The sequence below is a fragment of the Pedomonas mirosovicensis genome, from assembly GCF_022569295.1.
Classification (GTDB): domain Bacteria; phylum Pseudomonadota; class Alphaproteobacteria; order Sphingomonadales; family Sphingomonadaceae; genus Pedomonas; species Pedomonas mirosovicensis.
The window spans coordinates 2034849-2049840 of sequence record NZ_JAKFIA010000001.1; the positions used below are offsets into that span (position 1 = coordinate 2034849).

Consider the following 14992-nt stretch of genomic DNA (forward strand, 5'->3'; position numbering starts at 1 on the left):
ACGCAGCCCCGCAACAAGCTGAGTGCTGAAGCGTATGGCCTTGGTTGGGTTCATTCAGGCGTTTTGTTTAACCTGGTATTCGAAAGGGCTTCCCATGACCGCAAACGGGCGCACGCTGCTTGTTGGCACGGCCGCGATGTTGGCGCTGTCCATCTCGCTGACCGGGCCTGTCCGCGCTGCCGAGGATGATCCTTTCGAGGAGACCAACCGCTCCATCCATGAGTTTAACATGGAGGTGGACCGGCTCTTCCTGAAGCCGGTGGCCAAGGGCTACCGCGCCATCACGCCGAAGCCGGTCCGCAAGGGCGTCACCAACTTCCTCAGCAACCTGCGCGAGCCGTTCACCTTCATCAACGCCCTCCTCCAGGCCAAGCCGGATGTGGCGGTGAACGCGCTCGGCCGTTTCCTCATCAACACCACCATCGGCATCGCGGGTCTCACCGATCCGGCCACCGATCTTGGGGTCAAGGCCCACCATGAAGACTTCGGCCAGACCCTCGCCACCTGGGGCGTGCCGGAAGGTCCCTACCTTGTCCTGCCGTTCCTCGGCCCGTCCAACCCGCGCGACTTCGTGGGCGACGTGGTTCAGTTCGTCGGCGATCCGGCCAGCATCGTCATCGAGCAGGAACTGGGCAAGGAGGCCTATTACGGCACTTTTGCCGTCCGTGTCGTCGATATGCGCTCCAATGCCATCGACACCATCGACCCGCTGCTGGACAGCTCGGATGACCCGTATGTCTTCATTCGCTCGGCCTACAAGCAGAACCGCGCCTTCGCCATTTCGGACGGAGCCATCAGCGCCCCATCCGAGGAAGAGGATATCTTCGGCGACGATACGGATGCGGCGCCGCTGCCCTCTGATGTTCTCTCGGCGCCCGCGCAGGGCGCGGTGACGCCGGCAACACCGACGCCGGAGAACGGCAATGGCGCGACTACGCCCGATGACAGCGCTCCCGCCGCCCAGCCGGCCCCGGACACGCAAGAAACGCCGGGCTCGTCGGCGCAGGAGCCTTCGCCGACGCCTCCGGCAGCCGAATAAGGCTCTTCGCCAACAGAACGATCGCAAGAGACTCTCCCGCCCACGCCCGTCAGATCCGGCCGCCTGGGCGGGAGTTTTGCGTTTTGGCGCGCGATTTCATCGTCTCGGCACGGTTAACGGGGCTCCGCCTGATCTTAACGGTGCCCGTTTGCAGACCGTTAACGCACCTCCAGTAGAGTGTCCCGTGGTCTGGAGTGGCATGTCTTCTTGCTGCCATTGGCCTGCAACCGACTAGCCGAGGAATCGCCATGAGCCTCCGACGTGCGGCCCTGCCTTCCCGTTTCTTTCGCGCGTCAACCAAATGCCGCGGCCTGCGCCGTCTGCTGGCGGATCGCGGCGGCAATACCCTCCCCATGGTTGCAGCCGGGCTTGTTCCGTTGCTCGGCGTCATCGGCGCGTCGGTTGATGTGGGCGCGGCCTATATGGTCAAGTCCCAGCTGCGCGCGGCGGTGGACGCGGCGGTCCTGGCGGGCGGCACGGTGACCGGGGACACGGCGAAGCGCGACGCGGAAATCGAGCGCTACTTCAAGGCCAACTTCCCCGATGGCTACATGCGGACGACCCGGACCCGGTTTGTCATCACGCCGGAACAGGCGCCCGACCCTGCCTTTGCAGACGAGGTTAACCTGCATCTGGAAGCCCAGGTGCAGATGCCCACCTTCTTCCTGCACATCCTGGGCGACAGGTTCGATCACTTCACGCTGAATGCCGAGGCAGAGGTCGCCACCGGCAAGAAGTTCAATGCGCTCGAGGCCATCCTCGTTCTCGATAACACCGGCTCCATGCGTTACGATGGCGGCGGCGGCATGACCCGCATCCAGGCGCTGCGACAGGCGGCCAAGTCGTTCATCGATACGGTCTACGCGGGCGATCCGGAGGCTCAGGATTCCATCGCCATTGGCATGGTCCCTTATACCACCACCGTCAATGTCGGCTGGCTGCTGAAGAGCCAGTACATCCACGAGATGCCGCCGTTCACGGACAGCCGCCCCTCCTATAGCAATCCCCTGCGCTGGGCGGGCTGCATCGAGAGCGCCTATACCGTGCAGGATCTCAATACGCCGACCACCGTCATGGAAGCCGAGGCCTACGACACCAACGCCGCCACCCCCGGCGAAGCCGGCGCTCCCCTCTACATGCCGCAGCTGTCGCCGCCGTTGTTGCCAAGCAACCTCTACCTGCTGGGCGATGACCTGAACAACGGCATCTGGAAGCGCACGATGGAGACCTGGTACAACGGCTATTACAAACTCGCCCGGCAAGACATCCTGAAGTCGGATGGGACCATCAACCCCGAACTCTTGCGCGCCAGAGACGATAGCGATGACAACTGGCAAAGGTATCAATATTACCAGAATGGCTACTGGAGAACCAACTGGGACAATCCTGTCGTCTGGAATCCAGCCAATAAAACCAGCCCCTCGCCCAATGCCGACTGCCCCGCAGAATCCTTGCCTCCTTCTTGGGGGGCAAATCCTGACACCTTGAAGACCTGGATCGACAACAACAACCACGCTGTCCTTCCGGGCTGGGGTACGCACAGCAACCTTGGCATGGCCTGGGCTTACCGCATGTTGCGCGCCCCTCACCTGTTCAAGAACATCGTGCCGGACAATCCCCAGGGCAAGCCCGAGGTCGAGGCCATCATTCTCATGACCGACGGCAACGTGAACTACCTCAACGTAGACGATTACCTGAAGGATAGCGGAAGCTACCGCGAAATTGTCCGCGAAGCGACGGACGATCAGGGTCTGCCGCTCAAGATCGGTCACGGCTATTATACCGCCTATCGCCTTCCGCAGGAGAAGGCGCTGACCAGCGAACTGCCGTGGAACAGCGGAGAGGCCCGGGACCAGATGGAACTGCGCCTTCTGAAAGTTTGCGAGGCTGCCCGTCAGGACGGCATCCGCGTCTACACCATCGCCTTCAAGATCGATGGGAATGACCAGCAAACCCGCGAGATCTATCGCACCTGCGCCACCAGCCCGCGCTATTTCTTCGATACGGCCGATCCCACCGCGCTGGAGAACGCTTTCCACAGCATCGCGGTCGATCTGGTCCAGCTCCATCTCGTGAAATAGGGAGGCGAGGACGTGAAATTCCTTCGCGCCCTTTGGCGGGATGAGAGCGGCGCTTACCTCGTCGAGTTCGCTTTTACCTTTCCCATCATCGCCATGCTGCTGCTGGGCGGGTTTGATATCGGCTACCAGACGCTCAAGCGAGCCAGCCTCGTTGGCGCGGTGCGCGACGCGGCGCGCGATGCCATCACCAAATCGGCGGGCTGCTCGACCGATCGGTCACAGATGATCGAGGAGGAAATCCGCCGGGCCATGGCGCCATACAACATCAACGGCTCCACGCTCACGGTGGAAGCCCGCTCCTACGCCGGAGAAGGCGGCTTCGGCGGGGTCGGCAAGCCCGAGCCGCTGACCAACGACCTGAACAACAACGGCCGCTACGATCCAGGCGACTCCTACACCGATATCAACGGCGATGGCCAATGGTCGGAGGACCGCGGCAAGGTGGGCGATCTGGGCGGGCCGGGCGATGTGGTCGTCTATACCGCCGAGTTCCAGGCCCCTACCCTGTTTCTCAACCTGCCCCTGCTGGGCGGGCGGGACTGGATTACCCTGGAAGCCAGCACCGTTGCGCGCAACGAGCCCTATAAATGCGAAGAGTGAGGAACCAAGGCACAGGCCCCATGATCGTCAGCCTCCGAAAATTCCTGCGCCGCCTGCGGCGCGACACGAGTGGCCTTGGCGTCATTGAACTGGCGTTCGTCGCGCCCATTCTCATGTTGCTGATGACGGGCGGACTGGAACTCGCCAACTACATCATGGCGAAGATGAAGGTGACGCGCGTCGCCACCATGATGGCGGACTTGACGGCGCAATCCCCTGTCGGCGTGCTGGAAGGCCAGATCTCCGACCTGTTCCTCGCCGCCAACATGGTGACGGACCCGCTGAACATTCTGGAGAACGGCCGCGTCTACATAACCGCCGTGCGCGGCGGCGGCTCCTATGTGGGCAATACCATTCTCTGGCAGCGCTGCGACGGCAAGCGGACGGACTTTGTCAGCGAGATCGGCTCCTCAAACAACAAGAACGTCGTCCTGCCGCGCAACATCACACTGGAGACGGATGCCATCACGGTCGTCGCCCAGGCCAGCATGGCCTACAAGCCCTTGCTGTTCGACGCGCTGTTTCCAGAAAATACAGAAATCACCCAGGTGGCGGTTTACATGCCGCGCGCGCTCAGCTTCGGCGTCATTACGGCGGACGAGACAACGCCCAAATCCAACTGCGGCACCAACGTCACGCAGTACAACGACAAGGGTTATCCGGTCTGATCGAAGCTGCTGCCCAACAGGGCAGGCCCGGTGCCGGCGCGCCGGGCCTGCTCTTTCCAGTGGAGCGGCTGATTAGCCTCCGCCCTGCTGCGACAGCCGTTGCTCCTTTCTGTTAAAGCGGGATAGCGCCAGCACCAAAGCGGGTAGCCCCAGGCAATAGGCCGCGATCGGCCAGTGGGTGCCGGCTGGCAGCACCGCCAAAAGCAGCGTTCCCAGACCGCCCAGAACCAGGCCGCCCAGGCAGAAATAAACAGCCGTCACCGTGCCTGCGATGTGGTCGAACCCGCGCAATGCGCCGTTGGGCGCGACAGAGACCGCCATGGCGATGCCGAAGCCCACCAGCCACATGGGCGCGATGAAGCCCGGCAGGAAAAACGGCATCCACACTTCGCTGGCCGCCAGCAAAACGCCACCTGCCATCAGGCAAGCCATCGCCGCGCAGAGCATACGCGAGGCGCCCCAGCGCGGAGCCAGACGGGCCATGGCCCGTGCCGCCACCATCATCGCGATGGCAACGGTTGCAAACAGCAGGCTGAACGCCATTGGCGACAGCCCGTGCCGCTCCATCAGCAGCCAGGGGGACGTGGAGAAATAAACGAAGAAAGCCCCCATGGCCGCGCTGTAGCCCAGCGTGTAGTGCCAGAAATTGAGATGCCGCAGCGGCAGCAGCAAATGCCGCCACTGCACGCTTGCTCCATCCTGTTCGCGCGTTTCGGGCCATAGCCGCCAGGCCGTTGCGATCGCGCACAGCATGGCAAGACCCAGCGCGATGAAGATGGCCCGCCAGCCAAGCCATGCGTTCAGAAGCGTGCCGAGCAGCGGGCCTACAACCGGCACCATCGCCAGCATCGAGCCGAGCAGCCCGTAAATGACATTGCTTTCCTCGCGCCCGGCATAAACATCACGCACCGTTGCGAAGGTGGCGACCAGGCAGGCGGATGCGCCGCAGGCCTGCAGCGTTCGCAGCGCAAGAAACGTCAGCGGCTCACCGGTCAGCGCCAGCCCCAACGAGGCGGCGATATAGGCAAGCCCCCCGCCGAGCAAGACCGGCCTGCGGCCAAACCGGTCCGACAACGGCCCAAAGATCAGCTGCCCCGCCCCGATCAGCACGAGGTAAACCGTCAGGGTCAACTGAATGAGTGTGCTGTCCGCCTTCAGCGCCGTCGTCATGGAGCGCACCACCGGCAGGTACATGTCCATGCCCAGCGAGGCGAGAAGATCAAAGGGTGACAACAGGAAAAGCGTGGCGGTCAGCGAGTACCGCCAGGAAAAATTCTGTGAGCGCACGAAGCCAACTCCTTAGAATCAGGAATTCGGCGGCGCTCTCCTTTCAGAGAAAAGCCTCTGCGAGAAGCGCCGCAACAACCATGAGGAATGCGGGTTGCTGCGGCTTACCTGTCTGCTGTCTTCGCGGTGCTCATGCCCGGTGCCTAAAAAAACAGAGGCCGGAGCATAGCCCCGGCCTCGCGCCAAATCCAGTGGATCAGCGTCTCGTCCAACCCGTTTAGCGGGTCAGCTTCTTATACGTGATGCGGTGCGGACGGGTCGCTTCCTCGCCCAGACGGCGCACACGGTCCTCCTCATAGGCCTGGAAGTTGCCCTCGAACCACTCCACATGGCTGTCGCCCTCGAAGGCGAGGATGTGGGTGGCCAGACGATCGAGGAAGAAGCGATCGTGGCTGATGACCACGGCGCAGCCCGCGAAATTCTCCAGCGCCTCTTCCAGCGCGCGCAGGGTTTCCACGTCCAGGTCGTTGGTCGGCTCGTCGAGGAACAGCACGTTGCCGCCCCGCGCCAGCATCTTGGCCATGTGCACGCGGTTGCGCTCACCGCCCGAAAGCTGGCCCACCTTCTTCTGCTGGTCGGGGCCCCGGAAGTTGAACGCGCCGACGTAAGCGCGGGTCGAGAACTGGTGCTTGCCGAAGTAGAACATGTCGTTCCCGCCGGAGACCTCTTCCCACACCGTCTTATTGGGGTCGAGCGCGTCGCGGCTCTGGTCCACATAGCCCAGCTGCACCGTCTCACCGACGCGGATGGTGCCCGCATCCGGCTGTTCCTGGCCCAGCAGCATGCGGAACAGCGTGGTCTTGCCCGCGCCGTTGGGGCCGATGACGCCGACGATGCCGCCCGGCGGCAGGCTGAACGACAGGTTGTCGATCAGCACCTTGTCGCCGAACGCCTTGGAGAGGTTTTCCACCTCGATTACCGTATCGCCCAGGCGCTGCGGCGTCTGGATGAGGATCTGCGCCCGGCCCGGCGCGCGTTCGCTCTGCGCCTTCACCAACTCGTCGAACGCCTTGATACGCGCCTTGGACTTGGCCTGACGCGCCTTCGGGTTGGAGCGGATCCACTCCAGCTCGTCCGCGATCGCCTTCTGCTTGGCCTCTTCCTCGCGCTCTTCCTGCGACAGGCGCTTCTGCTTGGCCTCCAGCCACATCGAGTAGTTGCCCTCGAACGGAATGCCCCGGCCGCGATCCAGCTCCAGCACCCAGGAGACCACATTATCGAGGAAGTAGCGGTCGTGGGTGACGAGGATCACCGTGCCCTTGTATTCCTGAAGATGCTTTTCCAGCCACGCCACGGATTCCGCGTCCAGGTGGTTGGTCGGCTCATCGAGCAGCAAGAGGTCCGGCTTTTCCAAGAGCAGGCGGCACAGCGCCACGCGGCGCTTCTCACCGCCCGAAAGCTTGGTCACGTCTGCGTCCGCCGGCGGGCAGCGCAGCGCGTCCATGGCGATTTCCAACTGGTTGTCGAGCGTCCAGCCATCCACCGCGTCGATCTTTTCCTGCAGCTCGCCCATTTCGGTCATGAGCGCGTCGAAGTCGTCGTCCGGGCCGGGGTCGCCCATCTTGGCGGCGATCTCGTTGTAGCGCTCGATGAGGTCGGCCACCGCGCGCACGCCGTCCATCACGTTGCCGCGCACGTCCTTGGTGGGGTCGAGTTCCGGCTCCTGCGACAGATAGCCCACGCGCGCGCCATCGGCGGCCCAGGCCTCGCCGGTGTATTCCGTGTCCAGCCCGCCCATGATCTTCATGAGCGTCGACTTACCCGCACCGTTGACGCCGATAATGGCAATCTTGGCACCAGGCAGGAAGCTGAGCGTTATGTTGTTCAAGACCTGTTTCCCGCCCGGGTAGGTCTTGGACAAGTTTTTCATGACGTAAACGTATTGATAGCTCATGGATGTCCTGATGTCTGGCGGCAGTTGTCGGGTTCAGATAGCGAACGCAGCGCCACTCCACAACCCGCGACCATGTGGCAAGATGGCATCCGGCTTCTGAGCGGACGAGGAGACCCCGTATGCGCGCCTCTCCCTTTCAGGCCTTTCCGCCCCTGGTTTTTGCGGCGCTCCGTCATTCTGCCCTCGGCGCCTTGGGCGGATGGGTTCTGCTGGCCATCTGCCTGTCCGAAAACATCGCCAACCTCGGATACCTCGTGCTGGGTGGCGGCTTCTGGACCCTGGCGATGCTCGTCGGCGCATTCGGTCTTGCAGGCGCTGTTCTTGGCGCGGCTCTGAGCATGATCGCCCAGTGGCAGGCCCAGGCGGCAAGCCGCGCCGCCGTTGCGCGGTTGCAACTGCTGCCTGCCCGTGCGCCCAACCAGACACGCGCTTCCAATCAGGCGTTGCGGTAAACCCACAACCCCTTCTAACGTAAGCCTCAGATGGAGGCTTACGCATGCGAAATCATATCTTACCTGCTCTCGGCGCCCTGCTTCTGGGCGTCAGTTCCGTGGCGGTGACGGCCGCCCCGGCCGTGGCGGCAAGCCCGGCCGCTCAGTCGCCCGACGCTGTTGCCCAAGCCCTGGCGGCCAAGGCGCTGGCCAGCGACCTGCCGATGCAGATCGTCACCGACCTGACCACCGAACTCGGCCCGCGCCTGGCCGGCACTGCCGCCGAGAAGCGCGCTGCCGACTGGGCCAAGGCCCGGCTGGAGAAGCTCGGCTTCGAAAACGTGCGGCTCGAGCCCTTCACCATGGCCGGCTGGCTGCGCGGCGAGGAAAAGGCCGAGATCACCGGCCCGACGCCCCAGCCGCTTGTCGTGACCGCGCTTGGCACCAGCGTTGCCACCCCGCCGGAGGGCATCGAGGCCGAAGTGGTGATCTTCAAGCGCTACGCTGACCTCCTCGACGCTCCGGCAGGCTCGCTGAAGGGCAAGATCGCGCTCGTCGCCGAACAGACCGTGCGCGTGCAGGATGGCAGCGGCTACGGCGCGGCCGGCCAGATTCGCCGCAGCGGCGCATCCGAGGCCGCCAAGCGCGGCGCGGTGGCCTACATGATCCGCTCGCTCGGCACGCACGACCACCGTTTCCCGCACACCGGCTCGCAAACCTACCAGGATGGCGTGACCAAGATTCCGGCCGCCGCCCTTTCCCCGCCGGACGTGGAGCAGATCGAGCGCCTCGCCGCCAAGGGCCACACGGTCAAGGTGAAGCTGAAGCTCACCCCCAGCAACCCCGGCACCGTGACCAGCCAGAACGTCATTGCCGAGGTCAAGGGCCGCGAGAAGCCGGATGAGATCATCCTCATCGGCGCGCACCTCGACAGCTGGGATCTGGGCACCGGCGCGATCGACGACGGCGCGGGCGTCGCCATCGTCACCACTGCCGCCAAGCTGATCCGCGACCTGCCGCAGCGGCCCAAGCGCACCATCCGTGTCGTTCTGTTCGGCGCGGAGGAATACGGCCTGCTCGGCGCCAAGGCCTATGCCGAGGCGCACAAGGCTGAAATGGACAAGCACATCCTCGCCACCGAGGCGGACTTTGGCCAGGGCCCGGTCTACGCCTTCAACACCCGCGTGGCGGACCCCAAGCATCCGTCCATCGTCCGCATCCAGAATGCCCTGACCCCGCTTGGCATCTACCGGGGCGACAACGCCGCCTCGGGTGGTCCGGACATCGGCCCGATGATGCAGCTGGGCGTGCCAGTGGTGAACCTGGCGCTGGAGGGGAGCGATTACTTCGATACCCACCACACGCCGGACGACACGATTGATCGCATCGAGCGCAAGCGCATCAATCAGACGGCCGCGGCCTACGTGACCTTCACCTACCTGGCCGCCGAGCTGGATGGCGACTACCGCCAGAAGCTGGTGGCCGAGGGCCAGGGCACCGCGACCGGCAGCAACTAAGACCGGTTGCATTGCCAACCAAACGAAGGGCCACGGCATCCGCCGTGGCCCTTCGTGCATCGACCGCTCGATGTCCAAGTCCTGGTCTTCAGCCTACCCTTGCGACCACTTCGTGCCAGACCTCGGTTCCTTGGACCGGCGACAGGAACAGGATCTGGACCTCTTCCGTATGTAACTCTGCCGCGTGCGGTACGCCTCGGGGCACAAACAGCACATCCCCCGGCCCGAGCGGATAGTCTGCCAGACCGCCCTCGCATCCCTCGCTTTTCATGGTCATCGTAAGGCGGCCCGCAAGGATGATCAGCAACTCGTCGCCCTGCGGATGGCGTTCCCACATGTTCTCACGCCCATCCGCTTGCAGCCGGATCACGCCAAGTTTCGCCGTTCCACCGAGTCCGTAGTCCACCAGAAAACGCGGACCGTCCGCTGCCGTGACGGTCTCCAGACATTGGCTCGGGTTGAATACGGCTCCTTTCCTGCACTTGCCTGTCATTGCTGCCTCCATTGCTTCCGAAGGCCCATTATGTGAATATTTCATCACATTTGACCAATCGCATTCCGGAGTGTGGTCATGAGTGCGGGCCCGGTTGACACCAATCCCAGAAAACTGCCTCGACAGGCCCGTGCCCGAGCTACAGTTGACATGCTTTTGGAGGCCACCGCTCAGGTTTTGCTCAACCACGGCTACGAGCACGCCACGACCGCCCGCATCGCCGACCGGGCAGGGGTGAGTATTGGCTCGCTCTACCAGTATTTCCCCAATAAGGAGGCCCTGATTGCCGCGCTGATCGAGCGCCACACCGAGCGGATCGTAGCGGCGGTTGCACAGGCCCTTGCGGACCCGGCCGCCGCACCTTTGGAGGAAGGGCTGCGCTCGCTCGTGCGCGTTGGGCTCGATACCCATCGTATCGCCCCGGCGCTCCACAAGATCTTGGCCGAACAGGTGCCGCGGGTCGGTCGCATGGCCGAGGTCATGGATACCAGTCGCCGCATCACACAGCTGATCGAAGCCTATTTGTGCAAACACGCGGCACAGTTGCCACCCGACCGCGACCCAGCGCTTGAGGCCCAGCTGCTTGAGACGACCCTCGAAGCGCTTTGCCACATGGTCGTCATTCAGCGGCCCGACCTGCTAGCAACCAGAGTTATCGAGCAGGAAATTCTGCGCATCCTCGCCGCCTGTATCGGCCTGCCCGCGCCAGCGCCATCCACGAGTCCACGTTGAGGCCAGCCACACCTGCTTCAGCAGCGGATTACATTTTTTTGGCCGACATTTCCGCAACCACAGGCGGGGTCGGCGGGCTCACATCCACCTGCGCCAAATGGTCCCTAGCCTTGGCGCGCACATAGGCTGCCACCCGGTGGCTGGATGCATTGGGCCGGGCCCGATAAAGCTCACCCTCCGCCTCCAGCGCCGCCAATGCGGCCCCCACGGTGCCTGGCGTCAACTTGCGGCCGAAATCGGTTGGCGCATCATAGCTGTCCAACATTCGCGCCATCATCAGCTCACCAAGCGCCGGCTTGAAGTGGCCAGCCTCCCAATACCACTGCATATGGGTGCTGCGGTCCCCAGCCTTGGGCACGGCCTCGGTGGTATAGCTGTTGTAGCCAAGGAAACTCCACAGCGTCGCGCCCTCCTTCGCCGCAACGGCCGCCAGCCGCTCATGCCATTGGCGCAGCTCGCCCCATTTGCCGGTCTGGCGCAGCGATTCCATCAGTTCCGCATGGTAGGGATAGGTGAACAGCACCACCTCCACCCCTTGCGCCCGCGCGTGAGCCAGGAATTGCTCCAGCCGCACCCAGGAAGGATTGTTGCCGGGCATGGGCCACTCCATGTGCCGGGGCTGGGTGAGCAGGCGCTGTACCGTCTCGCGCGTACGCTGCTCGAACAGGGCGGCGTGCCCTTCCCGCTCCACATGGGCATAGTAGTCTTCAAGCGGCGTAAAGCCATCGCGCCGGGTATCCGCCGGGAACGGCCGGGTTTGCTCCAGCACCGTGAGGGCGGAATCCATCAGCGCCGTCAGCGAGAAGGTGGTCCGGGCCAGCCCCTGCATCTGTTCTTGCAGCGTCGGCCGCCGCGGCGCCAGCGTCCCGTCCTCGAAGCCGGACCAGAGGCCGCTCGTGACAAGGAAATCGAGGAAATCGACGCCCAGGTAAATCCGCCTTGGCCGATGCTCCGCCATGACCGTCGTCAGCGTCTCGGCAACGCTGGCCATGCTCTCGCCCGGCAGACCAAAGTTATAAACCGGCTCCATGGCGGATGGCCAAACCGTGCTCTCAGGGTCAAACCCCACGTCCACCCGGCTGTTGCCCGCCACCACCGTGCGGGGCTTCTCGCGCAGATATTGGCCGGTCTTGGCGATTTTCAGCTGGGTGTGCACCTTCGGCTTATAGATGTTGACGCCTTCGATGCGCGGCAGGCCCCAGTAATCATATGGGTCGACGATCATGGTCTCGACCACGAAGCCAATAATCATCAGGGCCATGGTGAGCAGCGCGGTGCGTAAAAAAGCGTCTTGCCGTCATGGTGCGTCTCTGCCCGGTTAGAACTGGAAGTAGAGAAATTCGGACACGCGTGGCAACGCGAACAGGCCAATCGCAAAGGCGATACCCGAGACCACCGCCCAGCCGGTGTTGAGCCGCCAGGCGAACCGGCGGCGAATGGGCAGATGCCCGGTCTCCAGCGCCGGCCGGTAGCGCGACAGGATTTCCTGGCTGTTGGGGGCGGTCAGCGCCACGCCCAGCAACACGATGATCCATGCCCACGAGAGCACGAACTGCTGGCCACTGAGCCCGACGTCCGCATACCCATGCGCTGACAGCCACGCGCCGAGCGGCCCCAACTGGGCCGTCAGCCCTGCGGGCAAGGCGACGCCGTTGAGCCCGGCCATGCCCTCGAGGATACGCCACGCCCCCTCGAAACTGCCGGCGCGGAAGAACACCCAGCCCGCCACCACAGCAACGAAGGTCATCAGCCAGCATGCCGCCCGGTAGGCGGGCACCCGCGCCAGACCGCGCGGCATGACGGCGCTCCAGCCATGGTTGATGCACAGGTAGAGCCCATGGAGCACGCCCCAGATGACGAACGTCCAGCCCGCGCCGTGCCATAGGCCGCCCAGCGCCATGGTCGTCATCAGGTTGGCGTAGCGGCGCACGCGCCCGCGCCGGTTGCCGCCGAGCGCGATGTAGAGGTAGTCGCGCAGGAAGGCGGAAAGCGTCATGTGCCAGCGCCGCCAGAATTCGGTGATGCTGAGCGCCTTGTAGGGCGAGTTGAAGTTGAGCGGCAGCCGCACGCCGAACATCAGCGCCGCGCCCACCGCCATGTCCGAATAGCCGGAGAAATCGAAGTAGAGCTGGAAGGTATAGGCCAGCGCCCCGCTCCAGGCCGTGAAGAAATCAGGCGCCGCGCCGCCGTCCGCCGCCAGAAACACCGGATTCGCATAGACCGCCACGCTGTCGGCGATCACCGCCTTTTTGATAAGACCGATGGCGAACATCGCCATTCCGACGGCCAAATTGCGGTCTTCGTAGGTGCGGGAGGCAATACGATAGAATTGCGGCAGCACCATCTTCGCCTGCACCACCGGCCCGGCGATCAGCTGCGGGAAGAAGGTGACGAACAGGGTGTAGCGCCACAGGCTCCGCTCACAGGGAACGCCCTTATAGACATCCACCACATAGGCGATCTGCTGGAAGGTGAAGAAGGAGATGGCCAGCGGCAGCACCACCGGCCCCAGCGAGAAGCCCGTACCCGTTGCCGCATTGATGCTGTCGACCAGAAACCCGGCGTACTTGTAATAGCCGATGAGCCCAAGATTGAAGACGATGGTTGCGACCACCAGCCAGCGCCGCGTCCGCTGGTTCAGGCCCTCTCCCCCAGGGACAGGTGACCGCCCAGCGCCAGACCGGCGGCGTAGTTGACCATGATCGAGGCGACCAGCAACAGCAGGTAGGCTGGGTTCCACCAGCCGTAGAAGAACAGCGACGTCGCCACCAGCCACGGCACCACCAGGGCAGCCGCGCCCCGCCGCTTCAGCCAGACGAACACGCCCAGCGTAACCGGCAGGAACACCAGAATGAACGCGTAGCTGTTGAACAGCATGGATGACCCTCAATGGCTTATCCTGTACATGGTCAGCCGCGCCCCATCAGGCCGGATCGCATGGCAAAGGGGTTCGCCCCGCCGTGCAGCCGCCGTGAGCAAGGAAACAGGACCAAGAAAACAAGCACGCTGGGGAACGGTGCACCCAACGCCCCTTTGTTCGGGCGGCGGGTGAGGCAAAATCGATAAACTTTGAAACAGGGGACGTGAACGAAACGGGAGACGAGGAAAAATGACGAGAAGAAAGACGATAAAAAGATGCGCCAAAGAGCAGTGCGCTTCCCATGGCGGAAGCCGCACAGACGCTTCAAGCCAAAAGCACGACTCCGTTTATTCTTCTAATCGAAGCAGCGCCGCATATCCATGAAAATAATCTAATCGACGCGAATTAAGTCGTTGTAAATCCGTCTTTTTCAGCTACCCGCTTTCTGCCATGGTGCGCCCTCTAGCGGCGTAATTGCCCCGCCCCATACCGACCCCGAGCTATGGAGACTGTTCGTGAAACTGTTTTATGCCCCCGGCACCTGCGCGCTCGCCCCGCATATCGTGCTTGAGGAAGTTGGCGCCGCGTTCACGCTGGAAAAGGTGGACTTCGCAGCCAAGCAGCAGAGCTCGCCCGAATACCTTCGGCTCAACCCCAAGGGCCGCGTGCCGCTGCTGGTGGATGGCGACTTCACCCTCACCGAAGCGCCGGCCATCCTGCAATATATCGCCGAACGTTTCCCCGAGGCCGATCTCACCCCGGCGCTGGGCACGCGGGAACGCGCCCGCATGCTGGAATGGCTGAACTACCTGTCCTCCGGCGTGCACATCGCCTTTTCCTACATCATGCGGCCCCACCGCTATACGGACGACACCACCGCCTACCCAGGCATTATCGAGAAGGGCCGCACGGTCTTTTACGATTGCTTCCGCCTCATCGAGGAGCGGATGCCGGAGGATGGCTGGCTGGTCGGCACCTACTCCGTCGCCGACCCCTACCTCGGCGCCATGTACCGCTGGGGCAACCGCGCAGGCTACGCCATGAAGCAGGACTTCCCCCGGCTCGGGGCCCACGCCAAACGCCTCGCCGCCCGCCCCGCCGTGCAGCGGGCGCTCGCCACCGAAGGCATCACGCTGGAAGATCGCCCGTCGTAAATCTCAGAGATTTTCCCCAAGGGGGCCTCAGACCCCCTTGGAACCCCCTGTCGTTTTTCGGGACGCGCCGTAAGCATCGCGTGCGCCTTACTCCGGCTTCCTCGACGTTGATATCGAGCGCGTCCCGACAAAACAAATGGGGGTCAAGGGGGACAAGTCCCCCTTGTGACCTTCCTATTGCAATTAATTGCACTTGAGGCCACACGATACCCCCGGTTGAACACCAGCATTTCGTA

Annotated in this window: 13 protein-coding genes and 1 pseudogene; 8 read left to right on the forward strand and 6 right to left on the reverse strand. The window is 63.5% G+C overall.

Going from position 1 to position 14992, the window contains the following annotated elements; genetic code table 11:
* Positions 1 to 94: 94 nt before the first annotated feature.
* From L0C21_RS09650 to L0C21_RS09665, 4 genes are all read left to right on the forward strand, one after another.
* The gene (locus L0C21_RS09650) at positions 95 to 1039 is read left to right on the forward strand and encodes an MlaA family lipoprotein (RefSeq protein WP_259278152.1); all 945 of its coding nucleotides are present in this window, start codon (positions 95 to 97) and stop codon (positions 1037 to 1039) included.
* A 248-nt stretch (positions 1040 to 1287) separates the two neighbouring features.
* A complete protein-coding gene (locus L0C21_RS09655; protein ID WP_259278153.1) occupies positions 1288 to 3120 on the forward strand; it encodes a pilus assembly protein in 1833 nt (610 codons plus the stop codon).
* Between the two features lie 12 nt (positions 3121 to 3132).
* Entirely contained in the window at positions 3133 to 3720 is a 588-nt protein-coding gene (locus L0C21_RS09660) for a TadE/TadG family type IV pilus assembly protein (RefSeq protein WP_259278154.1), read from the forward strand.
* A 20-nt stretch (positions 3721 to 3740) separates the two neighbouring features.
* Positions 3741 to 4388: a TadE family protein gene (locus L0C21_RS09665; RefSeq protein WP_259278155.1), complete on the forward strand. Its 648-nt coding sequence runs from the start codon at positions 3741 to 3743 to the stop codon at positions 4386 to 4388.
* A gap of 111 nt (positions 4389 to 4499) precedes the next feature.
* On the opposite strand, the pseudogene cml reads toward L0C21_RS09665, so the two are convergent.
* Together cml and ettA are read right to left on the reverse strand one after the other, a co-directional pair.
* Positions 4500 to 5675, reverse strand: a pseudogene (cml, locus tag L0C21_RS09670) (CmlA/FloR family chloramphenicol efflux MFS transporter); the annotation flags it as partial.
* 217 nt (positions 5676 to 5892) lie between these two features.
* Positions 5893 to 7569, reverse strand: coding sequence for an energy-dependent translational throttle protein EttA (ettA, locus tag L0C21_RS09675; RefSeq protein ID WP_259278156.1), 1677 nt, complete (start codon positions 7567 to 7569; stop codon positions 5893 to 5895).
* Between the two features lie 119 nt (positions 7570 to 7688).
* On the opposite strand from ettA, the gene L0C21_RS09680 reads away from it, so the two are divergent.
* Positions 7689 to 8021, forward strand: a complete 333-nt coding sequence (locus tag L0C21_RS09680) for a hypothetical protein (RefSeq protein WP_259278157.1) — start codon at positions 7689 to 7691, stop codon at positions 8019 to 8021.
* A 44-nt stretch (positions 8022 to 8065) separates the two neighbouring features.
* Positions 8066 to 9517, forward strand: coding sequence for a M20/M25/M40 family metallo-hydrolase (locus L0C21_RS09685; protein WP_259278158.1), 1452 nt, complete (start codon positions 8066 to 8068; stop codon positions 9515 to 9517).
* A gap of 88 nt (positions 9518 to 9605) precedes the next feature.
* On the opposite strand, the gene L0C21_RS09690 is transcribed toward L0C21_RS09685, so the two are convergent.
* Positions 9606 to 10010, reverse strand: coding sequence for a cupin domain-containing protein (locus tag L0C21_RS09690; RefSeq protein WP_259278159.1), 405 nt, complete (start codon positions 10008 to 10010; stop codon positions 9606 to 9608).
* 78 nt (positions 10011 to 10088) lie between these two features.
* On the opposite strand from L0C21_RS09690, the gene L0C21_RS09695 reads away from it, so the two are divergent.
* Positions 10089 to 10742, forward strand: a complete 654-nt coding sequence (locus tag L0C21_RS09695; protein WP_259278160.1) for a TetR/AcrR family transcriptional regulator — start codon at positions 10089 to 10091, stop codon at positions 10740 to 10742.
* Between the two features lie 28 nt (positions 10743 to 10770).
* Here the strand turns inward: L0C21_RS09695 and L0C21_RS09700 are convergent, their stop codons facing one another.
* From L0C21_RS09700 to L0C21_RS09710, 3 genes are read right to left on the reverse strand one after another with little or no spacing between them, the layout of a single operon-like run.
* Positions 10771 to 12003 (reverse strand): hypothetical protein, encoded by a 1233-nt coding sequence (locus tag L0C21_RS09700; protein WP_259278161.1) that lies wholly within the window; start codon positions 12001 to 12003, stop codon positions 10771 to 10773.
* Positions 12004 to 12060: 57 nt separating this feature from the next.
* Positions 12061 to 13356, reverse strand: a complete 1296-nt coding sequence (locus L0C21_RS09705; protein WP_259278162.1) for an MBOAT family O-acyltransferase — start codon at positions 13354 to 13356, stop codon at positions 12061 to 12063.
* 23 nt (positions 13357 to 13379) lie between these two features.
* On the reverse strand, positions 13380 to 13619 hold the full coding sequence (locus L0C21_RS09710) for a hypothetical protein (RefSeq protein WP_259278163.1): 240 nt from the start codon (positions 13617 to 13619) through the stop codon (positions 13380 to 13382).
* A gap of 498 nt (positions 13620 to 14117) precedes the next feature.
* On the opposite strand from L0C21_RS09710, the gene L0C21_RS09715 reads away from it, so the two are divergent.
* Complete coding sequence (locus tag L0C21_RS09715) at positions 14118 to 14756, forward strand: glutathione S-transferase family protein (protein ID WP_259278164.1); 639 nt, start codon at positions 14118 to 14120, stop codon at positions 14754 to 14756.
* Positions 14757 to 14992: the final 236 nt, after the last annotated feature.